Source organism: Hymenobacter sp. J193, from assembly GCF_024700075.1.
Taxonomy (GTDB): domain Bacteria; phylum Bacteroidota; class Bacteroidia; order Cytophagales; family Hymenobacteraceae; genus Hymenobacter.
In genome coordinates this window covers 4,236,613-4,258,015 of sequence record NZ_JAJONE010000001.1, presented here as the reverse complement: position 1 = coordinate 4,258,015, position 21,403 = coordinate 4,236,613, and the positions used below count along the sequence as shown (strand labels likewise).

General features: G+C 61.6%; 21 protein-coding genes, 3 tRNA genes and 1 pseudogene. 14 read left to right on the top strand and 11 right to left on the bottom strand.

Features of this window, described 5'->3' with window-relative positions; genetic code table 11:
* Nucleotides 1-113 precede the first annotated feature (113 nt).
* From LRS06_RS18585 to LRS06_RS18575, 3 genes are all read right to left on the bottom strand, one after another.
* Nucleotides 114-187 (bottom strand) — tRNA-Arg (locus LRS06_RS18585).
* A 60-nt stretch (nt 188-247) separates the two neighbouring features.
* Nucleotides 248-321, bottom strand: a tRNA-Pro gene (locus LRS06_RS18580).
* 89 nt (nt 322-410) lie between these two features.
* A tRNA-Ser gene (locus tag LRS06_RS18575) sits at nt 411-498 on the bottom strand.
* A 139-nt stretch (nt 499-637) separates the two neighbouring features.
* Between LRS06_RS18575 and LRS06_RS18570 the strand changes: the two genes are divergently transcribed.
* The 6 genes from LRS06_RS18570 to LRS06_RS18545 all read left to right on the top strand — a co-directional run bounded on the left by LRS06_RS18570 (nt 638) and on the right by LRS06_RS18545 (nt 6,767).
* On the top strand, nt 638-1,618 hold the full coding sequence (locus LRS06_RS18570) for a VWA domain-containing protein (RefSeq protein WP_257872871.1): 981 nt from the start codon (nt 638-640) through the stop codon (nt 1,616-1,618).
* Nucleotides 1,615-2,157, top strand: a complete 543-nt coding sequence (locus tag LRS06_RS18565) for a tetratricopeptide repeat protein (protein ID WP_257872870.1) — start codon at nt 1,615-1,617, stop codon at nt 2,155-2,157. Before LRS06_RS18570 ends, LRS06_RS18565 begins: the two co-directional genes overlap by 4 nt.
* A 140-nt stretch (nt 2,158-2,297) precedes the next feature.
* Nucleotides 2,298-2,582, top strand: coding sequence for a hypothetical protein (locus LRS06_RS18560; protein ID WP_257872869.1), 285 nt, complete (start codon nt 2,298-2,300; stop codon nt 2,580-2,582).
* Nucleotides 2,583-2,704: 122 nt separating this feature from the next.
* Nucleotides 2,705-3,886 carry an acetyl-CoA C-acyltransferase gene (locus LRS06_RS18555; protein WP_257872868.1) on the top strand — a complete coding sequence of 394 codons (1,182 nt, stop codon included), beginning with the start codon at nt 2,705-2,707 and terminating at the stop codon, nt 3,884-3,886.
* A 284-nt stretch (nt 3,887-4,170) separates the two neighbouring features.
* Nucleotides 4,171-5,610, top strand: coding sequence for a toxin-antitoxin system YwqK family antitoxin (locus tag LRS06_RS18550; protein WP_257872867.1), 1,440 nt, complete (start codon nt 4,171-4,173; stop codon nt 5,608-5,610).
* Between the two features lie 368 nt (nt 5,611-5,978).
* Nucleotides 5,979-6,767: an MBL fold metallo-hydrolase gene (locus LRS06_RS18545; RefSeq protein WP_257872866.1), complete on the top strand. Its 789-nt coding sequence runs from the start codon at nt 5,979-5,981 to the stop codon at nt 6,765-6,767.
* 716 nt (nt 6,768-7,483) lie between these two features.
* On the opposite strand, the gene LRS06_RS18540 is transcribed toward LRS06_RS18545, so the two are convergent.
* The 3 genes from LRS06_RS18540 to LRS06_RS18530 all read right to left on the bottom strand — a co-directional run bounded on the left by LRS06_RS18540 (nt 7,484) and on the right by LRS06_RS18530 (nt 9,498).
* Entirely contained in the window at nt 7,484-7,684 is a 201-nt protein-coding gene (locus LRS06_RS18540; protein ID WP_257872865.1) for a hypothetical protein, read from the bottom strand.
* A 717-nt stretch (nt 7,685-8,401) separates the two neighbouring features.
* Nucleotides 8,402-9,103 (bottom strand): glycosyltransferase, encoded by a 702-nt coding sequence (locus tag LRS06_RS18535; RefSeq protein ID WP_257872864.1) that lies wholly within the window; start codon nt 9,101-9,103, stop codon nt 8,402-8,404.
* A complete protein-coding gene (locus LRS06_RS18530; RefSeq protein ID WP_257872863.1) occupies nt 9,037-9,498 on the bottom strand; it encodes a glycosyltransferase family 2 protein in 462 nt (153 codons plus the stop codon). The genes LRS06_RS18535 and LRS06_RS18530 overlap by 67 nt, the downstream gene beginning before the upstream one ends.
* Between LRS06_RS18530 and LRS06_RS18525 the strand changes: the two genes are divergently transcribed.
* Together LRS06_RS18525 and LRS06_RS18520 are read left to right on the top strand one after the other, a co-directional pair.
* A complete protein-coding gene (locus LRS06_RS18525; protein ID WP_257872862.1) occupies nt 9,497-9,754 on the top strand; it encodes a hypothetical protein in 258 nt (85 codons plus the stop codon). The genes LRS06_RS18530 and LRS06_RS18525 overlap by 2 nt on opposite strands.
* Before the next feature lie 258 nt (nt 9,755-10,012).
* Entirely contained in the window at nt 10,013-11,107 is a 1,095-nt protein-coding gene (locus tag LRS06_RS18520; RefSeq protein WP_257872861.1) for a glycoside hydrolase family 18 protein, read from the top strand.
* Nucleotides 11,108-11,216: 109 nt separating this feature from the next.
* Here LRS06_RS18520 and LRS06_RS18515 read toward each other — a convergent pair whose 3' ends face one another.
* From LRS06_RS18515 to LRS06_RS18505, 3 genes are all read right to left on the bottom strand, one after another.
* Nucleotides 11,217-12,419, bottom strand: coding sequence for an ATP-binding protein (locus LRS06_RS18515; protein ID WP_257872860.1), 1,203 nt, complete (start codon nt 12,417-12,419; stop codon nt 11,217-11,219).
* On the bottom strand, nt 12,416-13,228 hold the full coding sequence (locus tag LRS06_RS18510) for an alpha/beta fold hydrolase (protein ID WP_257872859.1): 813 nt from the start codon (nt 13,226-13,228) through the stop codon (nt 12,416-12,418). The genes LRS06_RS18515 and LRS06_RS18510 overlap by 4 nt, the downstream gene beginning before the upstream one ends.
* Before the next feature lie 579 nt (nt 13,229-13,807).
* On the bottom strand, nt 13,808-14,110 hold the full coding sequence (locus tag LRS06_RS18505; RefSeq protein WP_257872858.1) for a hypothetical protein: 303 nt from the start codon (nt 14,108-14,110) through the stop codon (nt 13,808-13,810).
* Nucleotides 14,111-14,338: 228 nt separating this feature from the next.
* Between LRS06_RS18505 and LRS06_RS18500 the strand changes: the two genes are divergently transcribed.
* The 3 genes from LRS06_RS18500 (at nt 14,339) to LRS06_RS18490 (ending at nt 17,496) form a co-directional block, all read left to right on the top strand.
* The gene (locus LRS06_RS18500) at nt 14,339-15,952 is read left to right on the top strand and encodes an ATP-binding protein (RefSeq protein WP_257872857.1); all 1,614 of its coding nucleotides are present in this window, start codon (nt 14,339-14,341) and stop codon (nt 15,950-15,952) included.
* Entirely contained in the window at nt 15,927-16,982 is a 1,056-nt protein-coding gene (locus LRS06_RS18495; protein WP_257872856.1) for a response regulator, read from the top strand. The genes LRS06_RS18500 and LRS06_RS18495 overlap by 26 nt, the downstream gene beginning before the upstream one ends.
* Nucleotides 16,983-17,187: 205 nt before the next feature.
* Nucleotides 17,188-17,496, top strand: a complete 309-nt coding sequence (locus LRS06_RS18490) for a cupin domain-containing protein (RefSeq protein WP_257872855.1) — start codon at nt 17,188-17,190, stop codon at nt 17,494-17,496.
* Nucleotides 17,497-17,565: 69 nt separating this feature from the next.
* Here LRS06_RS18490 and LRS06_RS18485 read toward each other — a convergent pair whose 3' ends face one another.
* Together LRS06_RS18485 and LRS06_RS18480 are read right to left on the bottom strand one after the other, a co-directional pair.
* A complete protein-coding gene (locus LRS06_RS18485) occupies nt 17,566-17,955 on the bottom strand; it encodes a group III truncated hemoglobin (RefSeq protein WP_257872854.1) in 390 nt (129 codons plus the stop codon).
* 22 nt (nt 17,956-17,977) lie between these two features.
* Entirely contained in the window at nt 17,978-18,472 is a 495-nt protein-coding gene (locus LRS06_RS18480) for a hypothetical protein (protein WP_257872853.1), read from the bottom strand.
* A gap of 183 nt (nt 18,473-18,655) precedes the next feature.
* On the opposite strand from LRS06_RS18480, the pseudogene LRS06_RS18475 reads away from it, so the two are divergent.
* From LRS06_RS18475 to ccoS, 3 genes and pseudogenes are all read left to right on the top strand, one after another.
* A pseudogene (locus tag LRS06_RS18475) lies at nt 18,656-18,805 on the top strand (heavy metal translocating P-type ATPase metal-binding domain-containing protein); the annotation flags it as partial.
* A 103-nt stretch (nt 18,806-18,908) separates the two neighbouring features.
* Entirely contained in the window at nt 18,909-21,074 is a 2,166-nt protein-coding gene (locus LRS06_RS18470; RefSeq protein WP_257872852.1) for a cation-translocating P-type ATPase, read from the top strand.
* 12 nt (nt 21,075-21,086) lie between these two features.
* Nucleotides 21,087-21,236: a cbb3-type cytochrome oxidase assembly protein CcoS gene (gene ccoS, locus LRS06_RS18465; RefSeq protein ID WP_196957285.1), complete on the top strand. Its 150-nt coding sequence runs from the start codon at nt 21,087-21,089 to the stop codon at nt 21,234-21,236.
* The last annotated feature ends 167 nt before the right edge of the window (nt 21,237-21,403 follow it).

Below are 21,403 nucleotides of genomic sequence, written 5' to 3'. Positions count from 1 at the left end.
ACTCCAGGACATCCATCCTGCTTACCCTTAGGCAAAAGCCAGGTGTGCCCCGCTGTATAACCCACCAACAAAAAAGCCACTCAGCAATTAAGCTAAGTGACTGATAACGAACGTGGCCCCGATGTGATTCGAACACATGACCGGCTGCTTAGAAGGCAGCTGCTCTATCCAGCTGAGCTACGGGGTCAAAACGAAAAAACAAAAGCCGCCCACCCACCTGGAGGGCAAACGGCTTAAGCTCTGAACGTCGGGGTGGCAGGATTCGAACCTGCGGCCTCCTGCTCCCAAAGCAGGCGCGATACCGGGCTACGCTACACCCCGAAAACTAATTATGAATGTTGAATTATGAATTCTGAACGGCAAAAATCCATTTCAGAATTCATAATTCAACATTCATAATTCACTACATGCGGAGAGAGGGGGATTCGAACCCCCGGTAGCCTTTAGAGCTACGGCAGTTTAGCAAACTACTGGTTTCAGCCACTCACCCATCTCTCCAGATAAGGTACTCTTCCGGCCGAAGAGTGCGCAAATATACAACCAGCAGGCAGAAATCAACACTTCCGCGAAAAAATCTTTGCCGGCGCCGGCCCGCCCTGACTGTTATATTTGCCAGCATGACACAGCAGGGGCACGCATGAAAATCAGCTGGGCAACCCATTTTGGGTGGGCAGAAGCGGTGGCTGTCAGCCTCTTCGTGGTGCTTTACCTGGGCTACATTTTCCGCACCCGGCGGCTGGCCCGGCCTTTCGGACAGCGGGGCTGGCGCCTGGCCTGGAAGCTGCCGCTGCGCCTGTTTTATTTTACCCTCCTGCTGATTTCCCTGCTGGGCCCGGCCGTGGGCGTAACGCAGCAGGCCGTGCGCACCACCGGCAAGGACGTGTGGCTGCTGGTGGATTTGTCGCGCTCCATGGATGCCCCCGACGTTGCCCCTACCCGCCTGCAGAAAGCCCGCGCCGAGCTGACGCGGCTCGTCAGCCGGTTTCAGGCCGACCGCATCGGGCTGATTGTGTTTGGGGCCGAAGCTTACGTGCAGTGCCCGCTTACCTACGACCAAGGCGCCCTGGAGCTGTTTCTGAATTCCCTGCAGACTTCCCTCCTGCCGGCCGGGCCTACCAACCTTGCGCCCCCGCTGGAGCTGGCTCTGCGTCGCCTGGCCGCTACGCCAGCCCCAGCCGGCATGCCGCCCCGGGCCCTGGCCGTGGTGCTGGTCAGTGACGGCGAAGACTTCGGGGAAAACCTGGAGCCCGTGCTGCGCGAGGTGTCGCGGGCCGGGGTACGGCTGTTCACGGTGGGCGTAGGTACGGCCGAAGGCAGCCGGATTCCGCGCCCCCAGGGCGGCTACGTGCGCGACGCCAAAGGCCGTGACGCGGTGACGCGCCTGGAGCCCGCCACCCTGCGCCGCCTGGCCGAGCAAACCAATGGCCGCTATTTCGAGCTTACGGCCCAGCGCAACGAGTTTGCGCAGCTGGTAAACGCCCTCAACCGAGTGGAAGGCCAGGCCGAGCAGGTGCGCACCGTGGCCGTGGCCGACAACCGCTACCGCTACCCCCTGCTGCTGGGGCTGGCGCTATTGCTGCTGGATGTACTGGTAACTGTGCGCGTGATCCGGCCATGAGAAGCGTACTCGTCATATTATTGGTGATTTCCACCTGGGGCGGCCTCACGGGCATCCGCGTCCGCAATGAGGCGGTGCAGGCGGGCACCCGGGCCTATCGCGCCCACCGCTACGCCGCCGCCGTGCAGCACTACCAGCGCGCCCTGGCAGCTGTTCGTCGGCCCGATGAAGCGCTTGAGCTGAACCTGGCCCACGCCGCCTGGCAGGCCAATCAGCCCGTGCTGGCCCGCGCCTACTACAGCCGCCTCCTCAACAGCAGTAGCGGCCCACTGCGCAGCGTGGCCCAGCAGCAGCTGGGGGTGCTTCAGGCGCGGCGCGGCGACTACGCCCAGGCGGCCCGTCTGCTACGGCAGGCGCTGCTCACCAACCCCCGTAACGCCACGGCCCGCTACAACTACGAAGCCGTAATGCGCTATCTGGCCCGCCGGCCCGACCCCGAAACGCCTCCCCCGGCCAGCCCAACGCCCCCGACCAGGTCAGCAACTCCGACGAGCAGCAGCCCAAACCCCAGGCCGGCGACGAGCAGAGCGGGCAGCTAAACAACCCAGCGCGGAACGACGCCCGGCAACCGCCCCAAAGCCAACCCAACGCCCAGGGCCGCAGCACGCCCAACCAAACCGGCGGCGCAGGCAACGCGAATCAAAATAACTTCAACCCCGGCCAGGGTACAGAGCAGCCGGTGGCACAGGGCCGGCAGCCGGGCAACGTACGCGGCCTCGGCGACCCTACCGCCGACCAGCCGACCAGCGCCCCGAATGCCGCCAGCCGCCAGCCCGGGGCCGAAAACGCGGCCGCCGACGCCACCCAGCTGCAAACCCAGCGCGCCCGTCTCCAGCAGATGCAGCTCACAGCAGCTCAGGCTCAGCAGCTGCTGAATGCGTTGCGGGCCTCGGAGCAGCAGTATATTCAGCAGCTGCCCCGCCAGGGTCCCAAGCCCGCTCCCTCCTCGAAACCGGCCTGGTAATCATTTGGCCTGCGGATGGGTTGTAAGCAAACCGGCGTTGATGGTACGGCGCAGGTGCGTACTTTTAACCCCGGAAAGCCTCGTGGGCTTTTTGTTCTTTCCCCATCCCACCCAATCGTTTTATGCAAATCAAAGAAGTGGTAATCGTAGCGGCCGTGCGCACGCCCATCGGCTCGTTCGGCGGTAGCCTGGCGTCGCTGTCAGCTACGGAGCTGGGCGCAGTTGCGCTGAAAGGTGCCCTGGAAAAAGCCGGCGTCGATGGCCAGCAGGTGCAGCAGGTGATTATGGGCAACGTCATTTCGGCCAACCTGGGTCAGGCTCCGGCCCGCCAGGCGGCCAAGAAAGCCGGCCTGCCCGATACCGTGGAGTGCACCACCGTCAACAAAGTGTGCGCCTCGGGCACCAAGGCCATTATGATGGGCGCCCAGGCCATCATGCTGGGCCAAGCCGACGTGGTGCTGGCCGGCGGCATGGAAAGCATGTCGAACGTGCCTTATTACCTCGATAAAGCCCGTTTTGGCGCCAAATACGGCCACGGCCAGATGATTGACGGCCTAGTGCGGGACGGCCTTTGGGACCCGTACCACGACTACGCTATGGGCAACGCCGCCGACGCTACGGCCGCGCACTACGGCATCAGCCGCGAAGAGCAGGATGCCTTTGCCCGCCAGAGCTATGAGCGCAGCGCCGAGGCGGCCAAAGCGGGCAAGAAAGCGGATGAAATTGTGCCCGTGACCATCACCGTGCGCGGCAAGGAAACCGTCATCAGCGACGACGAGGAATATACCAAGGTGGACTTCGCCAAGTTTGCCGGCCTCAAGCCCGCTTTCACCAAGGAAGGCACCGTAACTGCGGCCAACGCCTCTACCCTCAACGACGGCGCTGCCGCCGTGCTGCTGATGAGCCGCGAGAAGGCCGAGGAGCTGGGCGTGCAGCCGCTGGCCCTGATCCGGGGCTTCGCCGATGCCGAACAGGCACCGGAGTGGTTTACGACCACGCCTTCGCTGGCCATTCCGAAGGCCCTGAAAAATGCCGGCGTAGAAGCTTCAGAAGTGGATTTCTACGAAATCAACGAGGCCTTCTCAGTGGTTTCTTTGGCCAACAACAAGCTCCTGAACCTGGAAGGCACCAAGGTGAACGTGTACGGCGGGGCCGTGAGCCTGGGCCACCCGCTGGGTGCTTCCGGCGCCCGCATTGTGACGACGCTGGTGAACGTGCTGCGCAACGAAGGCGGCAAAATCGGCGTGACGGGTATCTGCAACGGCGGCGGCGGAGCCAGCAGCATTGTAGTAGAGAAGCTCTAACGACAGAACCACGGATTCGCGCGGATTTTTCGGATTCCACGGATTTTGTGGACGGTTCGACCACGAATTAGCTTCGCTGAACTGCGTTTCGCGCGGTTTTTTTCGGATTCCGCAGATTTTGCGGACGATTCGCTTTGTTGAAGCCCTGCCGCACGTTGCGGCAGGGCTTTTGCGTGCCCGTAGGTTTCGGGCTTCTTACTGACTTGAGCCCGAAATTTCCTGAGGCCGCCCTTGTATTGAGTTTCGGCCCGAAATACTTTCTACTTTCTTGCGTTCTTCCCGCTATGAAGCATCTTTTTGTCTTGTTGCTCCTGCTCTCGGCCACCCTTGCCCAGGCCCAGCAGCTACGCCGTCTTACCTCGTATTTCGACTCTACCAGCACCCGCAAGCGCGAAATCTACTCGGCGCTGGTAGGGCGCGACACGGTGATGGAAGGCCCGTACAAGCGGTTTTACCGCTCCGGCAAGCTGGAAGCCCAGACGCGCTACGCGGCCGGCAAGCGCGACTCGGCCTACGTGGAGTTTCACCCTGATGGCGGCCGGCGGCTGGAGGTAACCTACCGCCAGGGCGTACGGCAGGGCGCGTTCAAAACGTACTACGCCAACGGCAAACCCGCTCAGGAAGGCAGTTACGACAACGACCAGCCCACCGGTACGCTGCGCTACTATCACCCCAACGGCGAAGTGAAGCTGGAAACCACCCTCACCAACGGGCAACCGGCCGGGGCCGTGCGCGAGCTGTACGCTTCGGGCAAGATCAAGGCAGAAATAACCTACCAGAACGGGCAGGCCAACGGCCCAATGAAGACCTACTACGAAAACGGACAGCTGCAAAGTGAGGCTACCCTGAACAAAGGCCTGCTGGCCGGCCCCTACAAAACCTACTACAACAACGGCCAGCTAGAAACTGATGTGGCCGCCGACCGTACCGGCCACGGCACCTACCGCAGCTACTACCGCTCGGGCAAGCTGCGCACCGAAGGCAACTACGCGCCGGCCACGCTCGTGGGCCGGGCCATCAAGAATCCGTTGGGTGACGACCTCACCGCTCAGGCCAAAAAGCTGGTGGGCGGCACCAGCAACCTCGACGGCCCGGTGAAAACCTACTACGAAAGCGGCGGCATCAAAAGCACCCAGCAGTACCGCCAAGGCGTGCTGCAGGGTACGCAGGAGGATTTTTATGAAACCGGGAAGCTGGAGCGCAAAACTGAATACAGCAACCAGGCCCGCGACCGAAAAATAACCATCTACACGCCCGCCGGCGCCGTACAGGCCGAGCAGCTCTACAAAAACGGCCAGCCAAACGGCCTCTGGCGCACATATTTTCCTGACACCAAACAAGTGCAGCTGCAGGAAACCTACCTCAACGGGCGCCTCGCCGGTGAGCAACTCACTTATTTTCCGTCCGGCACGGTCCAGCGCAAAAAGCTATTCGAGAACGGCAAAGTCACCGGCCTGAGCCCCGAGTACTACCCCTCGGGCAAGCTGAAAGCCGAAACCACCTATGTAAAAGGCTTGCGCACCGGGGCCTACCGCCAGCTGCGCGAAGATGGAACTCCCGAAGTTGCCGGCACTTTCCGCAACGACCGTGAAACCGGCACCTGGACGTATTTCGCCGCCGACGGCAAAACCATTCAGGAGAAGAAAACCTACCGCAACGGCCAGGTAGTGCCCGAAGGCAGCACCCCCGCCGCCAAACCCAGGGCCCCCGTGAAACGAAAGTAGCCTCTCCAGGAAAATGGGAGTCTGACAAACCAAAACGAAATAAGGCCTCGGCTGGTAAGCTGGGGCCTTATTGTGTATGAGCATCAGCGGGTAGCTGGCCTTCTTCGACGCGGCCACGCAGGGACCGGCAGCCTCAGCAGCCGGGTTACATGGTCCCGACTGTGAGAAGCAAGTAATTATCCGGGGGATGAGCCGGCTGTTTCACCGGGCGAGCGGGACCGGCCACACAGGCAGCTATCATGGCTTTCTGCCGGTTTAAACTTGTGGTGGGCGGCAAGGTTATGGTCACGGTCTTCGTGGGCTACTCCCTTCGGTGTCATGCTCCTTGCAAACCCAGACCTTCACATTTATCTTCTTTGCCAAAACCGATGAAATTTCCCCTTATGCTCACGGCCGCGCTGGCTGCTTTTGCGGTTCAGGCGCAGGCCCAAACCACCGCCGCCGCTGCCACGCCGCGCGTAGCGGCCGACCAGATTACCACTAAAAAAGGACCGCTCACGGTGCAGCCTATCACGCACGGCAGCGTAGTTTTCATGTGGAATGGTAAGAGCATTTACGTAGACCCCTACGGTGGAGCGGAGGCCTATGCCGGGCTGGCCGCGCCCGATGTTATCCTCATTACCGACATCCACGGTGACCACCTGGACCCTAAAACGCTGGCGGGCCTCTCCACGGGCAAGACCCTGATGGTAGTGCCCCAGGCGGTAGCCGCGCAGCTGCCGGCGGAGTACAAAGCGCAGGTACGCGTTCTGGCCAACGGCCAGCGGCTCGATACGCTGGGCCTGAGTATCTCGGCCATTCCCATGTACAACCTGCCCGAAGCGGCTGACGCAATGCACCCCAAGGGCCGGGGCAACGGCTACGTGCTGAGCCTTGGCGGTAAAAATGTGTATTTGTCCGGCGACACCGAAGACATTGCCGAAATGCGTGCCCTGAAAAACATTGACGTGGCGTTTGTGTGCATGAACCTGCCCTATACCATGGATGTGGCGCAGGCCGCGCAGGGAGTATTAGCTTTCAAGCCGGGCATCATTTATCCTTACCATTACCGTGGCCAGAACGGCCTGAGCGACGTGGACAGCTTCAGGAAAACGGTGAATGCGGCCAACAAGAAAATCGACGTGCGGCTGCGCAACTGGTATCCGGCTGCCCGGTAAATTGCCCCAACAAGGCAGAATGTTCTGTTGAGCATTGCGCTTGACAGAGCATTCTGCCTTGCACCGGCAACGCCCAATTCAGATTGCATATATCTGAATATCATTTATTTGACTTCACCCCAGGCGCTGTGACTTCAGGCGCCGGCCAAAGCAGAAGGCATCGGCACTGCCATGCAGGTGCGCCTCTACCTGGGTGAACGGACTCTCGGACTCTACCCAGGGCGGGCTTAGCATTCTGGCTTCGCAACAAGGTCGCCGAAACAAAAAAGCCCCTTCATTTACGAAGGGGCTTCCCGTGCGCTGGCGGCGTAGGCTACCAGCGTGGGCGACCGAAGTTAAGCCCCTGAAGTGGCTGCTGGGGCACTGGTGGAGTGTAAAGAAGCGGAAGATAGTCCTGATCCTGTTCGCTGGGTAGCAACAGATCATCTTCCTGGGTGTTAAGCACCGGCGAAGGATAGGTGCTCAGGGCAGAAACCCTGGGAAAGGTACCAGCAGCAGTCGGCTGGGAAGTAGCGGAGGTGGGAGAAGGCTGCATGACAGAACAGAGAAAAGAAGTGAGCCGGCGGATGCCGATCTGGTTTCTTTCTTAAACGAACTGTGCCGCTCCGCAGGGAACGAAAAAGGGCCTTGAAGGGCTAAAATACGTGCTTTTTGAGGGAATATAACGGAAAGCGCACAGCCCCTCCGGAAAAATACGGAGGCCATTGACGGCCGCCTTATCGGGCTTGTTCTTGCTCACGCAGGTAGCAGACGTCGGTCCAGCTCAGCTCGCCCGCTATGTAGCGGGCATGTAACTGCTCCAATGCTGGCGGGAGGTCTTTGTAGAGAACCGGGTTGGCGGCCTTCATCTGGACCAGAATACGGGCCCGCTGCTGCGGAGTCTGCGCCTGCGGGCCATATTTGGGTAGGTAGGTCATACCGAACTGGCTTTATTGAGAGGCTAGCCAGCAAAATTCGCCGCTGGGTAGTTGCCCGACAAGGAGAAAACTACGGAAATTGCCGCGCGGGAATAACGCATTTACCTATGGGGAAAATCCTATACCAGTTTTTGTTATTTTTGCCCCGCATGGCTTCGGTTGTGCTCCAAGCTGCCAACCACCTATTGCGTTTGCCTTTCGTCCATTTTCACGGCCAACGCCTGCTATGTCCGTTCCGCTTCACATTACTTCGTACGCCCAACAGGCTCTAAGGCGTTTGCAGGGGCTACCCATGGATTTGCTCTCCCAGGCCGATGAGCAGGAACTGCTGGCGCTCGTGGCCACTACATCCGGCACGCGGAACAGCTTGCCCAGCGACACCCATCTGATCAGCAACGGATGCGGGTATTGCAGCAGGTAAGCATGCTGCAGCAACAGGAGAAGAATATTCGGCAACAGCTGACTGCAGGGCAAGAGCTGGTCACTTGGTCATTTCTGCGAACCAGCCTGAAAGTTGCCCTGGACGAGCTGAGCACGTCTTAACCTACCCGGCCCGGGGGGCGCATGTTCGGGGCCGTAGGGTAGCCTAAAGCCGCTTTCCTCTACCAGGAGGCAGAAGCGCAGCCAGCGAAGTCCAGCACCTCAGGCACCTGGTCAGAGCTCTTGAGAACCACTCTTGGTACCGGAGTGCTGGACTCTCCATCGGGCCTTTCTACATCAGGCCCTGGCCCAGTCGTAGCGGCGCGCCTTCCACTCAATGGGACGCGGCCACGCCGTGTAAGCCAGCACGGCCAGCGACATGGCTACCAGGTAGAATTCGTACAGCAGCAAAACGCCCAGTGTTTCGCGCCGGCCGGCCTGCCGCAGCGTAACAACCAGAAACAGGGTTTGACACAGCACTTTGCCGGTATACAGGGCCCCAATGGCACCTAGCGGTAAAAGTCCGGGCCAGCCGAGCACCGTGTAGAACAAGGCGTAGGCCCCGAACAGCACACTCAGCTGCCAGGGCAGGCGTGCGGCGCCTTTCATCCAGCGCTTGCGTTGGCGCAGCAGATGCCGCACCGTGGGCTGCGGGGCCGAAATGCCCAGCACCTGCGGCGCAACCAGGTTGCGAAACTGCCAGCCCTGGCTTACCACCAGCTGAAATAACTGTAAGTCTTCGCTGATGCTGAAGACCAAGGTTTCGTAGCCGCCAATGGCCTCGTAGGCAGCCCGACGCACCAGCATGTTGTTGCCCACTGCCGTTACGGGCACGCCCCGGTCAGTGAGCAGGCGAATCAGGTTGAGCCCGAACAGCCAATCGAGCCCCTGCAAGCGGCCAAACAGCGAGCCATCGGCCGTGGTGATGCCGGTTACAACCCCCACTTCCGGGGTAGCGGCCGCCAGCATGGTCCGCACCCAGCCGGGGTCGAGGGCCATGTCGGCGTCGGTAATGAGAAAAAGTCGGTGGTGGCAGCCCGGCAGAGCTGAGCCAGCACGTTGCTTTTGCCCTGGGCCGTGCCCAGCCGGTGCCGGATGGGCAAGAGCCGGAACTGGGGCTTATCAGCAATAAAGCGCTGCACCACCGCCATTGTGTCGTCGGTCGAGGCATCGTCGCCGATAAGAATTTCGAGCAGTTCTACCGGATAATTCATTGCGGCGAGGCTACGGAGGCAACGCTCAATGGTAGATGCCTCGTTGCGGGCCGCCACCAAAATGCTCACGCGCGGCAGGTGCGTGAGCCGGGGCAGCGCCGGCCGGGGCAGTAGCACCAATACCAGCACCAGGGCGCAAAGCCCGAAAAACAAGCTGAAGAATACAAGCGAAAACGCCATGGAACTCATGCTTCCCGTTGAAAGAACTGCCACTACCCAGGCGGGAGAAGTGCGCAAGGGTACGCCTGCACCAGCCGGGCATTGGATTAAAAAATGTATTGCTGGCCCTGTTGCTGGCTGCGAAAAGCTTCCTCCGCTGATGGGTTATACGGCCCGCTTTCGCGCAGCTGATATCCGGTTAATCCGGAGTTTCGGTCGTGGAAAACGGTATTTTCCGCTCCGTGTTTTTATCAAAAAGCCACTGATTCAGGTATAGCGCTGATCTAGTTCGCCTGCTCGCAAATCCCCAATGGGCCACTGCGTACGGAGGATGTTTAGGGTGGACCCGGGGCCAAAACCACGTTGATCTGACCGGTCAGTTGGTGGCCGCAGGCATCAATGCGGCTCTTCTGGCTGAAGTGCTCCAAGTATATCAGGCGCCTGCTTGGTTTATGCTGCCAGCAGGGGCATTTGGTTCCTGCTGCCAGCCCCTTACATTCGGGGCACTTGTAACTACTTGTTGATGAACGTGCTCATGCGAACTATTCTGTACTTGGTGGTGCTGCTCGTGGCTGGGTGCCGGTCCGCCCCCCCTGCAGGCACGGCCCCGAAGCCAGGCTTTGCCATCATTGCCTACTATGCGGGCGACGCAACCGCTTTTCGGCCCTATCCGGCGGAAAAGCTTACGCACATTATCTACAGCTTTCTGCACCTGAAGGGCTCAAGCTTCGCCTTTGACAAGCCGCAGGATCAAGCCACAGTGGCCGCGCTGGTGGCCCTCAAGCGCCAGCACCCGCAGCTGAAAGTGCTGCTGTCGTTGGGTGGGTGGGGCGGCTGTGAAACCTGCTCGGAGGTATTTGCCACCGACCAGGGCCGCAGTGCCTTTGCGGCCTCCGTGAAGGAGGTGCTGACCGCCACCCACACCGACGGCATCGACCTGGACTGGGAATACCCCGCCGTTGCCGGTCCTCCTGGTCACCGCTTCACCCCCGAAGACCGCCACAATTTCACGCTGCTGGTGCAGGCGCTGCGCACTACGTTGGGCAACCGCTACGAAATTAGCTTTGCTGCCGGGGGCTTCCGCGAGTACCTGCAGCACGCCGTGGAGTGGCCGGCTGTAATGCCGCTGGTCGACCGCGTGCACCTGATGAGCTACGACCTGGTGAACGGCTACAGCACCACTACAGGGCACCACACACCGTTGTATTCCACCCCGCAGCAGGTCCCTTCGGTGGACGATGGGGTGCGTTTTCTGGACTCGGTGGGGGTGGCGCCGGGTAAGGTCGTCATTGGCGCGGCCTTTTACGCACGGGTGTTTGGCGGCGTGCCCAACCGTCAACAGGGCCTGCAGCAGGCAGGCACATTCAAGCAGGCCGTCAACTACAAGGACTTTGCCGACAGTCTATCGGCTGCCCGGGGCTTCGCTTTCTACTGGGATGAGGTAGCCCGGGCGCCGTACGCCTACAGTGCGCAACGGCAGGAGTTTGCCACGTTCGACGATGCACAGTCCCTTCGGCTGAAAACCCGGTATGCGCGGGAAAAGCAGCTCGGCGGCATCATGTTCTGGGAGCTGACCGGCGACAAGCCCCAGGGCAGCCTGCTGAAGAGTTTGTACCAGGCAGCTCAGTAGCGCGGCACCCGTAAGCACCAAGCGCATCAGCGGGCAAAAGGCCTTCCTTCTTTCGCTGATGGAGTTCGGTGGAAGAAACTCTTTTGCTGAACGGCCCTCTACCCGGCCCTCAGCGCCGGAAGTAGACCGTGAAAGTCGAGCCCACCCCCGGCGTACTGCGCACCTCTACCTTGCCACCCTGGTTTTCCACGCTGCGCTTGACCATAAACAGCCCGATGCCTGAGCCCTCTACATGGTTGTGCAGGCGCCGGAACATGATGAACAGTTCGGCATGGTAAGCTTGCTCAATGCCCAGGCCATTGTCCTGCACCTCCAGCACAACATATGCCGCTTCGCTTCGGCACCGAATCTGCACCTGCGGCACGCGGTCGGGGTGGCGGAACTTGAGCGCGTTGCTGAGCAGGTTGTAAACCACAGAGCGCAGGTACTTGGTGGAAAACGGCACGGTGGGGCAAGCAGCCACATCCACCTCTAGCGTGGCCCCGGTAGCGACAATAAGCGGCTTCAGGTCCTGGCATACATCCTCTACCACCGGCCACAGCGGCACATCGGTGGTGGGCGGCGCGTGTTCTTTCTGCAGCTTGGTCACGTCGCTCAGGTGCTCAATGGTGCGCTTGAACCGTTCCACCGACTCCTGCATCATGGCAAGCACGGGCTGCAGCTCCCCGGTCGGCCCCTGTTCTTCTGCCAGCTGCTCCCGCAGCAGCTGTACCAGACCTTCAATATTGGTAATGGGCAGCCTTAGATCGTGCGAGGCGGAGTAGATAAAGCTGTCCAGGTCCACGTTGGCGCGCCGCAGCTGCTCATTGCTCGTTTGCAGGGCCGCATTGGCCTGGGCCAGCTGCTCCCGCTGTTGCTCAGCCAGGTTCTTGGTTCGCAGCAGCTCCAGCTCGTACTGCCGCCGGTCGGTGATGTCAACGAGCATAATTCGCATCACCAGCGGTGAGCCGTCCCAGTCGCGCACCAAATCAGCGTTCAGCAGCACGGGCAGGCTGGTGCCATCCTTGCGGCGCAGCTGGTAGCTTAGCTCGCGTACATGCCCCTGCAGCAGCAGCAGCGGCATCCCGTGCATCTCAAAGTGGAGCGCCCCGCCAATGGTCAATAAGTGCTGCAAGGTGCGCTGCGCCACCACTTCCTCGCGGGCGTAGCCAAGCCAGGCAAGCAGGGTCTGGTTAAGCTTGACCAGCGTACCATCGGGCAGACAGGAACAGTAGCCGCAGGGCGCTTGCTCGTACAGGTCCTCGGCGCTTTCCTGAGTCAGGCGCAGGTCCAGGCCAGCGGGCCGCTCCGGCTCGTCACTGGGCGCGCTCATACGGAGAGCGGCCGTGTTTGCTGCAGGTAGGCCCGCATGGCCGCCACGGTGGCTTCAGGCGCGCTGACGTGGGGGCAATGGCCCGAGGTGTTCAGCACCACTAACTCGCTGCCGGCCAGTTGCTGGTGTACGTAGGCCCCCACGGCCAGCGGCGCAATCAGGTCGCGGGCACTCTGCAGAATCAGGGCTGGGGTACGCACACCAGGCAGGTCGTCGCGGTTGTCCCCCAGAAACGTTACCCGGGCAAAATGCCGGGCAATGGCCGGGTCGGTGCGGCAAAAGCTGTTGGTAAGCTCGGCCGTCAGCGCCGGCTGTTCGGGCGTATCCATTACCACAGGGGCAAACGCGGCCGACCAGCCGAGGTAGTTGCTGTCCATAGCCTCCAAGAGCTCCTCAATATCTTCCGGTTCGAAGCCGCCGGGGTAGCCGGCCTTGTTGAGGTAGTGCGGCGAGGGGCTCACAAGAATGAGCCGGGAAAACCGCGTGGGCTCCTGCGCGGCCGCCAGTACCCCAATCATGGCACTCACGGAGTGTCCCACGAATATCACCTCGCGCGCATCCAGCGCCTGTAGTACTTCGCGCACGTCTTCGGCGTGCGCGGCCAGGGTGCTGTAGCGGGCGGGGGTGTAGGCTGTTAAGTCAGAGTTGCCGGCGCCCACCAAGTCGAGCAGCACCACGCGGTACTCCGCCTCAAAGGCCGGGGCTACCAGGCGCCACATCTGCTGGTCGCAGCCAAAGCCGTGTACAAATACCATGACCTGCTGCCCGGTCCCGGACACGCGGACATGGTGCCGTTGTAATACATTCATACGATTCTCGATAGGCGTGCACCGTGAAGGACTGCGTTGCTATATACGAAGTTCGGCGGCCTAACAGCTGAGTGCCCCCAGACCAGGGAGGCAAGCGGCCAGGCAGAACCCAGAGAATTGCTTGCTCAAAGCGAAGGACAGGGCATTTTCAGTAACAGCCGGGAGCAAAAAGAGCCATCTGTCCGGCTGCGGGCGCACGTATCCGAACCGGCGGATATCCGCGGCGAGCAGGCACTGTTTATGGCGCATAACCGGGGATGGTGGGAGGATGTAGCCGATTGTTAAGGCCGGGCAGCATGAAAGACAGTATTTCCGAAGCAGGCGGCGCAACCGGCTGCAAACAACTGCTCGATATTGGTAGAGCCCCAACGGCTACGGCCACCCGGAAACCATACCCCCTGTCGCGCTGAGAGACACTGAACCGCTGGTCGTCAGCGTGGAGCAGCTACATCAGCTTTTTGCCCAGTCATACGACTGGAAACGGCATAGCTTCACGGGGGCCTGTTGCCTCCTACCCAGGCCGCAAGGCTCTTTTGCTCCGCCTCATCCGGGCCCAGACCTCTTTAAGGGGACTATACCCTAAGATATGAGGGTAGTGGGGGTGCTAAGCGGCTGGACTTTGCTTAACAGCAAGGAGATAATGGCCTCCCCGTCGGGCAGCCCCTGCTGGCGCCAAAGCTCGACCCCATGCTGCACCAGTACCATGGCCGGCAGCTCATCAGGCTGAAAGCTGCGCACCACGGCGGGGTGGCTGGCTTCCTGAATGCGTAGCAGTCGGATGACGGGCTCCAGCTTGTGCTGCACGGTGTTCAGAAACGTATTCGTGGCCGTCTGCGACGAATGCGTAGCGGCCGTGGCCACCGGCAGCAATACCAGTAGCACTGCCGCCTCAGCTGGCCCGGTAAATGGGGAAGCTGGGGGTTGTCATCGGGACCTGAAACAAGCGTGGAGCGACAAACTTACCGCCCTGCCCCGGCCTGAAGCATGATGGCCATCAGCTGGCCGGCTGACTTTTATCAGCTTCCAGGAATGCTTTCAGGTGGGCTCCCCTGCGTACCTTAGGGGCAGCATTGGTATTTAGCTTTGCTACCTGTGTCCGCTTCATCCCCTATGTTGCCCACTGCTCACGCCACTGCCCTGCTGGAACTACTTTATGCCCGCGCCCCGGAATTTGTGGGGATGTATGATTTGAGCACGGGCTGGTTTACGCAGGTGAATCCGGCGGGTGTGAAGCTGCTGGGCTACCCATCGGAAGAGGCCCTGCTGGCCGCCCCGCTCCGCACGCTGCGCGTAACGCCCTGGACCGAGGAGCAGTGGCAGGGCCTGTGCGAGCAAACCCGCCGCAACGGCCGCCACGAGCTGGAAGCGGAGCTTCGGGGCTATGCTGGCAACTCCTTCTGGAGCCGTATTGAGCTGACGTATTTTGAAGCCGAGGGGCAGCCATTTCTCCTGGTTCGCCTCGCCAAACAAAGCCGTCTGCAGCAGGCTGAGCGGGACCTGGCCCACAGCGTGCGGCGCTTCGAGGCCGTGTTTGCCAATGCTACCATCGGCATCATCGTGTGCGACCGGCCCGGCATCATTGTCTCAGCCAATGAGCTTTCGGGTAAGCTGTTTGGGTACGACGTGCAGGAGCTGGTGGGCTACAGCATCGATGTGCTGGTGCCCAACGCCGCCGGTCGCAACCACCAAAAGCTACGCGAGTCCTTCAACGAGCAGCCCGCCGTGCGCGGCATGGGCCACAACCGCGACCTGCTGGGCCAGCGCAAGGACGGCTCCGTGTTTCCGGTGGAAGTCAGCCTGAGCTACTTTTACCTCGACCAGGAGCTGTACGTAGTGGCCTACGTGCTTGATATCACCTTTAAAAAGGAAGCCGAGCGGGAGCTGATTGCCCAGCGCCAGCACGTGGAGCGCCTCAACGCCGACCTGGAGCAGAAAGTGGCCGACCGCACCCATGCCCTGCTCAGCACCCTGGAGCAGCTGGAGCAGCGCAGCCAGGAGCTGACCCAGGCCCTGGCCGCGGAGCAGGAGCTGGGGGAGCTGAAGTCGCGCTTCGTGAGTATGGCCTCGCACGAGTTTCGCACCCCGCTCACGGCCGTGCTCACCTCAGCCACCCTCATCGAGAAATACCCCGCCTCCGAGCAGCAGGACAAGCGCCTCAAGCACCTGCACCGCATCCGCGCCTCCGTAAACCACCTGAACGATATCCTGGAGGAATTCCTGTCGGTGGGCCGCATCGAGGAAGGCCGTATCGTAGCCCACCCTACCGATCTGGACCTGGCGGCTCTGCTGCTGGAAACGGCCACCAGCGTGCAGGGCATGCTCAAGACCGGGCAGCGCATCGAGCAGCACCTGGCCTGCCCCGGCTCGGTACGCCTCGACGCGTCGCTGCTGCGCAAAATTCTGGTGAACTTGCTTTCCAACGCCATCAAGTACTCGGGGGAGAATTCCGTCGTTTCGCTGCAGGCCGACTGCCAGCCCGGCCTGCTGACGTTGCGCGTGCAGGACCAGGGCGTGGGCATTTCTAAAGAAGACCAGGAGCACTTATTCGAGCGGTTTTTCCGGGCCCGCAGCGCGGCCAACGTGCCCGGCACGGGCCTGGGCCTCTACATCATTGCCAAGTACCTGGAGCTGATGCGCGGCACCATTTCCCTGCAGAGCGAGCTGAACGCGGGCACCACTGTGACCATTACCATTCCTTATGAAGACCACCATCCTGCTGATTGAGGACAACGAGCTGATTCGCGAAAACACCGCCGAGCTGCTGGAGCTGGCCGGCTACAACGTCCTGACCGCCGAAAACGGAAAAATAGGCGTGGAGCAGGCGCTGGCCACCAGGCCCGACCTGGTGGTGTGCGACATCATGATGCCGGTGCTCGACGGCTACGGCGTGCTGCACATCTTCACCCAGAACCCGCAGCTCTCGGGCGTGCCCTTCATCTTCCTGACCGCCAAAACCGAGCGCACGGACCTGCGCCGCGGTATGGAGCTGGGTGCCGATGATTACCTGACCAAACCCTTCGACGAAGCCGAGCTGCTGAGCGCCATTACCGGGCGGCTCAACCGCTTCCGCCACCTCAAAGCTGAGTACGACCTGCAGGCACCGAACGGGCTAAGTGAGTTCTTGGATGACGCACGCGCCGTGGGCAACCTCCAAAGCCTCTCAGCCGACCGTAAAGTGCACAGCATCCGCAAAAAGCAGGATATCTACCTGGAAGGTGATGAGCCCACGCGGGTGTATTTCGTAAAGGCGGGCCGGGTGAAAACGCTTAAAGCCACGGCCGGCGGCAAGGAGCTGATAACGGGCGTCTACGGGCCCGGCGAGTTTTTCGGCTACCTGCCATTGCTTGAGCAAACACCCCACAACGACTCGGCCGTGGCCCTGGACGACTCGGAGCTGGTTTACATTCCGCGCGACGACTTCTCCCAGCTGCTGCGCAACCCGGCGGTGGGTCAGCAGTTTATCCGGCTGCTGGCGGGCCGGGTAACCGAGCGGGAAGAGCAGCTGCTGGGCATGGCATACAACTCCATCCGGCGCCGCGTGGCCGACACGCTGCTGCGCATGCACGAGCAGGCCGCCACGGCCCCCGACGCGGCCATCTACCTCTCCCGCGACGACATGGCGGCCTTGGTCGGCACGGCCCCTGAGTCGCTGATTCGTACCCTGAGCGAGTTCAAAAACGACGGCCTGATCGAGCTGACACCCAAAAACATCCGGGTACTGCAGCCCGACAAGCTGCGCCGGGCACATTGGTAAGCCACTTATTTGAAAAGCTTTCAGCAAAGCCGTCGAGCCCCGACGGCTTTTCCTGTGTTAGGCCCAGGCAAGTCCTGGCTGCTGCCTGGAAAGCCTGCCACTACTCAGCGGAGTTCGTGATTTTCGTCATGGGTAAGCCGGGGCAAATGCTCGTGCTTTAAGCCAGCAAACCGGGCCAGACCCGTCCACCTCATCCCCATTCCTCATGTACCCACCTCTGAAAAGCGGTAGCCTGCTAAGCGGCGGCCATATGCCCGTCGGCGAGCAGAAAGCCCTGGTGTTGCTCGATAAAAGCGGCCAGAAAGTTATTTACAAGTCCTTCCGCGCCGGCGAGGTTATGTCCACTCACCACGCGCCCGTCGACGTATTCGTGACGGTGCTGGCCGGCCGCCTTATCATTACGCAGGAAGACCAGCCAACCGAAGTTACGGCCGGCGACTACGTCATTATTTCCGCCGGGGCGCCTCACTCCCTTTCCTGCCTGGAAGAAGCCCGTATTCTGATTTTCCGGTAGAGGCTACTACCACCAAAAAGGGGCTGCCAACCTGTATGTTGACAGCCCCTTTTTGGCAGTACTTATTTTCTACAGCAAGGACAGCGGGTCGCGCTTGCGCAGGCGATACTCAAACATCGTGGCAATGTTCAGGGCCCGTACTTTGGCGGTGTCGGCTACGGGGCCGGCGAAGAGCTCATCTACCGTCGCCTCGAAAAGCTGCAGCCAGCGGCTAAAGTGCGTGGCATTCACGGGCAGTGGCATGTGCTTGGGGAAGGGCCGCCCGCTATAGCGCGAGGTGCCCAGCAGCAGGCTGCTCCAGAAATCGTACATAATGGGCAGGTGCCGGGCCCAGTCGACGTGGGCAAAGCCGTTGAATACGGGGCTAAGCAAATCGTCCTGGTTGACTTTCAGGTAGAACGCATCGACCAGGCGCTGCACGTCGGCTTCGGTTTGAATATCGGGGCGGGAATCAGTCATGGCAGAAACAAACAGGTATTATTCAGGCGGCCAGCTGCCCGGCGCGCCGGTTGAGGCTCTGTTCGCGGGCGGCCTGTAACGTCCACCGAAACGCCCAGCTACCAGTGAGCAGCAGGGTAAGCAGCTTCACGACTTCCAGCCCAATATAAACCATGTGCAGGGAGCTGGGCGGGGCCGGGCGGCCGGCCAGCAGCGCCAGGGCCCGCACGTCGAGGGCCGGCAGCAGCCAGAAGGTCTGGAGCAGCAGAATACTGCTGAGCAAACCCAGCGCGCCCGCCAGGTGAGCCGGCACACGCACGTAAACTGCGCTGCCTACGGCCACAGCGGCCAGCAGCAGCTCCGCTTTATTCAGGGCGGCAAACACGATGCGGCCAATGCCCAGGCCCAGCGGCACGGTAATATGGGGAGCGGTAAACTTAAGCGGGGCTTCGAGAAAGGAAATACCGCCAACCATACCGGCCCACACGAACAGGGCCAGTACCAGCAGCAACGAACCAGTGGCAAGGGAGCGGGACATAAAAACAGGCAAAAACGGCCGGACCGAAAGCAGCTTCCGCCCGACCGTCCTGGAACAACAGCACAAAGATGCGGGTTCGGTCCCAGCTTGGGGGCTGAGATGAATCAGCCTGGGGACTGACGTTCGTCAGCTTTTTGGCGGGCAGCGTGCCGGAGCTTTGGGTTTCCACTAGTCTGCCTGCCTGTGCCTACTGCCACTGCCCCGCCCCTCACTTACCTGGCCTGCTCCCACTGCGGCGACGACTGCCCCGCGGAACCTGTCCGGCTGGCAGCCCGGCCCACGCTGCACTTCTGCTGCCAGGGCTGCAAGGCCGTGTATGAGCTGCTTGACGCCAGCAACCTATGCAGCACCTACTACCGCCTCGACGAGAAGCCCGGCCAGAAAGTAAAGGAAGCTGGAGCTACCCGGCCGCTTCGACTACCTCGACCTGGAATCGGTGCAAAGCCAGCTGCTGGCGTTTCGCTCGCCCACACTCAGCCGGCTCACCTTCGCTATTCCGCAGATGCACTGCGCCTCCTGCATCTGGCTGCTCGAAAACCTGTTCAGGCTCAACCCCGGTATCTCGGCCTCGCGGGTCAACTTCCTGCGCAAAGAGCTGACGGTTACCTACCAGCCCCAGACGACCAGCCTGCGGGAAGTGGTGCAGCTGCTGGCCTCGGTAGGCTATGAGCCCCAGATAACCCTGGCCGAGCTGGGCGCCCAGCCCCACCACGGCAGCCGCCGCCTTACCTACCAGCTGGGTTTGGCCGCCTTTGCCTTCGGCAATGTGATGCTCATGGCCTTTCCCGATTACTTCTCCTTCACCGAGCAGCTGCAGACGCTGTTTGGGCGCTTTTTTGGCGGGTTGAGCCTGTTGCTGGCTTTGCCCGTGCTGCTGATCAGTGCCCGCGACTTTTACCGCTCGGCCTGGCAGGGCCTGCGCCAGCACCACATCAACCTCGACTTTCCCATCAGCCTGGGGCTGACGGCGCTTTTTGCCACCAGCGTCTTTGACATTGCCACCGGGCGCGGCCCCGGCTACTTCGACTCGTTTACGGGGCTGGTTTTTTTCATGCTCATCGGCAAGTGGGTGCAGCAGCGCACCTACGACGCGCTGCGCTTCGACCGGGACTTCACCTCTTACTTCCCGGTGGCCGTGACCTTGCTGACCAAGGACGGGGAGCAGTCGGTGCCCGTGCGGGAGCTCAGGACCGGGCAGCGCATCCGGGTGCGGCACCAGGAAATTATTCCGGCCGACGCGGTGCTGCTGCGCGGTGCGGGGCAGATTGACTACAGCTTTGTATCGGGCGAAAGTGTGCCGGTACCCAAGGAACCCGGGGAGGTGGTGTACGCCGGCGGCCGGCAGGTGGGCGAAGCCCTGGAGCTGGAAGTGGTGCGCGAAGTGTCGCAGGGCTACCTTACCCAGCTTTGGAACAACCCCGCATTCCAGAAGGAAACCAAGCCCACGCTGGAAACCTACGCCAACAAAGTGGGCCGCTACTTCGTGGGCGTGACCCTGGCTCTGGCCCTGGGCGCGGCGCTGTACTGGTACCCGCAGGACCCACAAATGGCCCTGCGGGCCTGCACCTCGGTGCTCGTCATTGCCTGCCCCTGCGCCCTGTCGCTGGCCACGCCCTTTGCGCTGGGAGCCGCTCTGCGGTGGCTGGGCCGGCGCCGGCTCTACCTGAAAAATTCCGCCGTCATCGAAACGCTGGGCCGCGCCGATACGCTCGTGTTCGACAAAACCGGCACGCTTACCGACACCAAGCGGGCGGTGGTGAGCTTTTGCGGACCGCCGCTAAGTGAAGCCGATGAGCAGCTTGTGGCCGCACTGGCCCGGCAGTCGACGCACCCGCTAAGCCAGCGGCTGGCTGAAAAGCTGGGGGCTTCCACCCTGCCGGTGGACGCCTGCCGGGAAACGCCCGGGCAAGGCTTGTGCGGGCGCGTGGCTGGCCGGGAAGTACGCCTGGGCTCCGCGGCTTTCGTGGGCCTGCCGGCGGCCCCGCACGGCGGGCAGCAAGCCCGCGTATATGTGGCTTTGGATGGGCAGCCCTTGGGCTGGTACGAAGTAAGCAACGAATACCGCGCCGACCTGCCTGGCCTGCTGCAGGAGCTGGGCAAAACCTACCAACTGGCCTTGCTTACCGGCGACAACGACGCCGACGAGCCCCATCTGCGCCAGCTTTTTGGTTCTGCGGCCGAGCTGCGCTTCAACCAGTCGCCGCTGGATAAGCTGCACTACGTGCAAACGCAGCAGCAGCGCGGCCGCCGCGTGGTTATGGTCGGCGACGGGCTGAACGATGCCGGAGCCCTACAGCGCGCCGATGCCGGCCTGGCCCTGAGCGAGACGCTCACCAACTTCTCCCCTGCCTGCGACGCTATTCTGGACGCGGGCAGCCTAAAGCAGCTCAGCACGTTTCTACGGTTTTCGCAGGACTGCCTGCAGGTGGTTCTGGCCACTTTCGTGTTGTCGTTCTGCTACAACGGTATCGGGCTGGGGCTGGCCGTGCAGGGCCGGTTCACACCCATCGTATCGGCTATTCTGATGCCCATCAGCTCCCTGAGTGTGATGGTGTTTGCTACCCTGCTGGTTCGGTACGCCGCTCACCGGCGGGGCCTCTAATTCCCTTTTGCTATGACTATTATCTTTCTGCTGATCGGCATCAGCCTGCTGGTGGCGCTTACGTTTCTGGGCGGCTTTCTGTGGGCGGTGCGCTCGGGCCAGTACGAGGACGACTACACGCCTTCGGTACGCATGCTCTTTGAGGATGAGCCGGAGGAGTAGGGTTGCCCGCTCGGATTCACGCTGACTTTTGGGCCCTGCCCGACCGGGTGCCGTGGGCTTTTTCAGGCAGCACTCAGCTAAATGCGGCGGGCCTTTGCACCCCGCCTGATATCAATCAGGTACAGAACTGACATTCGTCATCTTTTCGAAATCGGCCCGGAAAGACC

Excerpts from the sequence above, each read along its gene's own strand:
- LRS06_RS18495 (WP_257872856.1), top strand. The coding sequence starts at position 15,927 with ATGAAGACCACCATCCTGCTGATTGAGGACAACGAGCTGATTCGCGAA.
- LRS06_RS18490 (WP_257872855.1), top strand. The coding sequence starts at position 17,188 with ATGTACCCACCTCTGAAAAGCGGTAGCCTGCTAAGCGGCGGCCATATG.
- ccoS (WP_196957285.1), top strand. The coding sequence starts at position 21,087 with ATGACTATTATCTTTCTGCTGATCGGCATCAGCCTGCTGGTGGCGCTT.
- LRS06_RS18530 (WP_257872863.1), bottom strand. The coding sequence starts at position 9,498 with ATGGCGTTTTCGCTTGTATTCTTCAGCTTGTTTTTCGGGCTTTGCGCC.
- LRS06_RS18520 (WP_257872861.1), top strand. The coding sequence starts at position 10,013 with ATGCGAACTATTCTGTACTTGGTGGTGCTGCTCGTGGCTGGGTGCCGG.
- LRS06_RS18485 (WP_257872854.1), bottom strand. The coding sequence starts at position 17,955 with ATGACTGATTCCCGCCCCGATATTCAAACCGAAGCCGACGTGCAGCGC.
- LRS06_RS18535 (WP_257872864.1), bottom strand. The coding sequence starts at position 9,103 with ATGGCCCTCGACCCCGGCTGGGTGCGGACCATGCTGGCGGCCGCTACC.
- LRS06_RS18565 (WP_257872870.1), top strand. The coding sequence starts at position 1,615 with ATGAGAAGCGTACTCGTCATATTATTGGTGATTTCCACCTGGGGCGGC.
- LRS06_RS18515 (WP_257872860.1), bottom strand. The coding sequence starts at position 12,419 with ATGAGCGCGCCCAGTGACGAGCCGGAGCGGCCCGCTGGCCTGGACCTG.
- LRS06_RS18570 (WP_257872871.1), top strand. The coding sequence starts at position 638 with ATGAAAATCAGCTGGGCAACCCATTTTGGGTGGGCAGAAGCGGTGGCT.
- LRS06_RS18525 (WP_257872862.1), top strand. The coding sequence starts at position 9,497 with ATGGAACTCATGCTTCCCGTTGAAAGAACTGCCACTACCCAGGCGGGA.
- LRS06_RS18500 (WP_257872857.1), top strand. The coding sequence starts at position 14,339 with ATGTTGCCCACTGCTCACGCCACTGCCCTGCTGGAACTACTTTATGCC.
- LRS06_RS18555 (WP_257872868.1), top strand. The coding sequence starts at position 2,705 with ATGCAAATCAAAGAAGTGGTAATCGTAGCGGCCGTGCGCACGCCCATC.
- LRS06_RS18550 (WP_257872867.1), top strand. The coding sequence starts at position 4,171 with ATGAAGCATCTTTTTGTCTTGTTGCTCCTGCTCTCGGCCACCCTTGCC.
- LRS06_RS18540 (WP_257872865.1), bottom strand. The coding sequence starts at position 7,684 with ATGACCTACCTACCCAAATATGGCCCGCAGGCGCAGACTCCGCAGCAG.
- LRS06_RS18545 (WP_257872866.1), top strand. The coding sequence starts at position 5,979 with ATGAAATTTCCCCTTATGCTCACGGCCGCGCTGGCTGCTTTTGCGGTT.
- LRS06_RS18510 (WP_257872859.1), bottom strand. The coding sequence starts at position 13,228 with ATGAATGTATTACAACGGCACCATGTCCGCGTGTCCGGGACCGGGCAG.
- LRS06_RS18480 (WP_257872853.1), bottom strand. The coding sequence starts at position 18,472 with ATGTCCCGCTCCCTTGCCACTGGTTCGTTGCTGCTGGTACTGGCCCTG.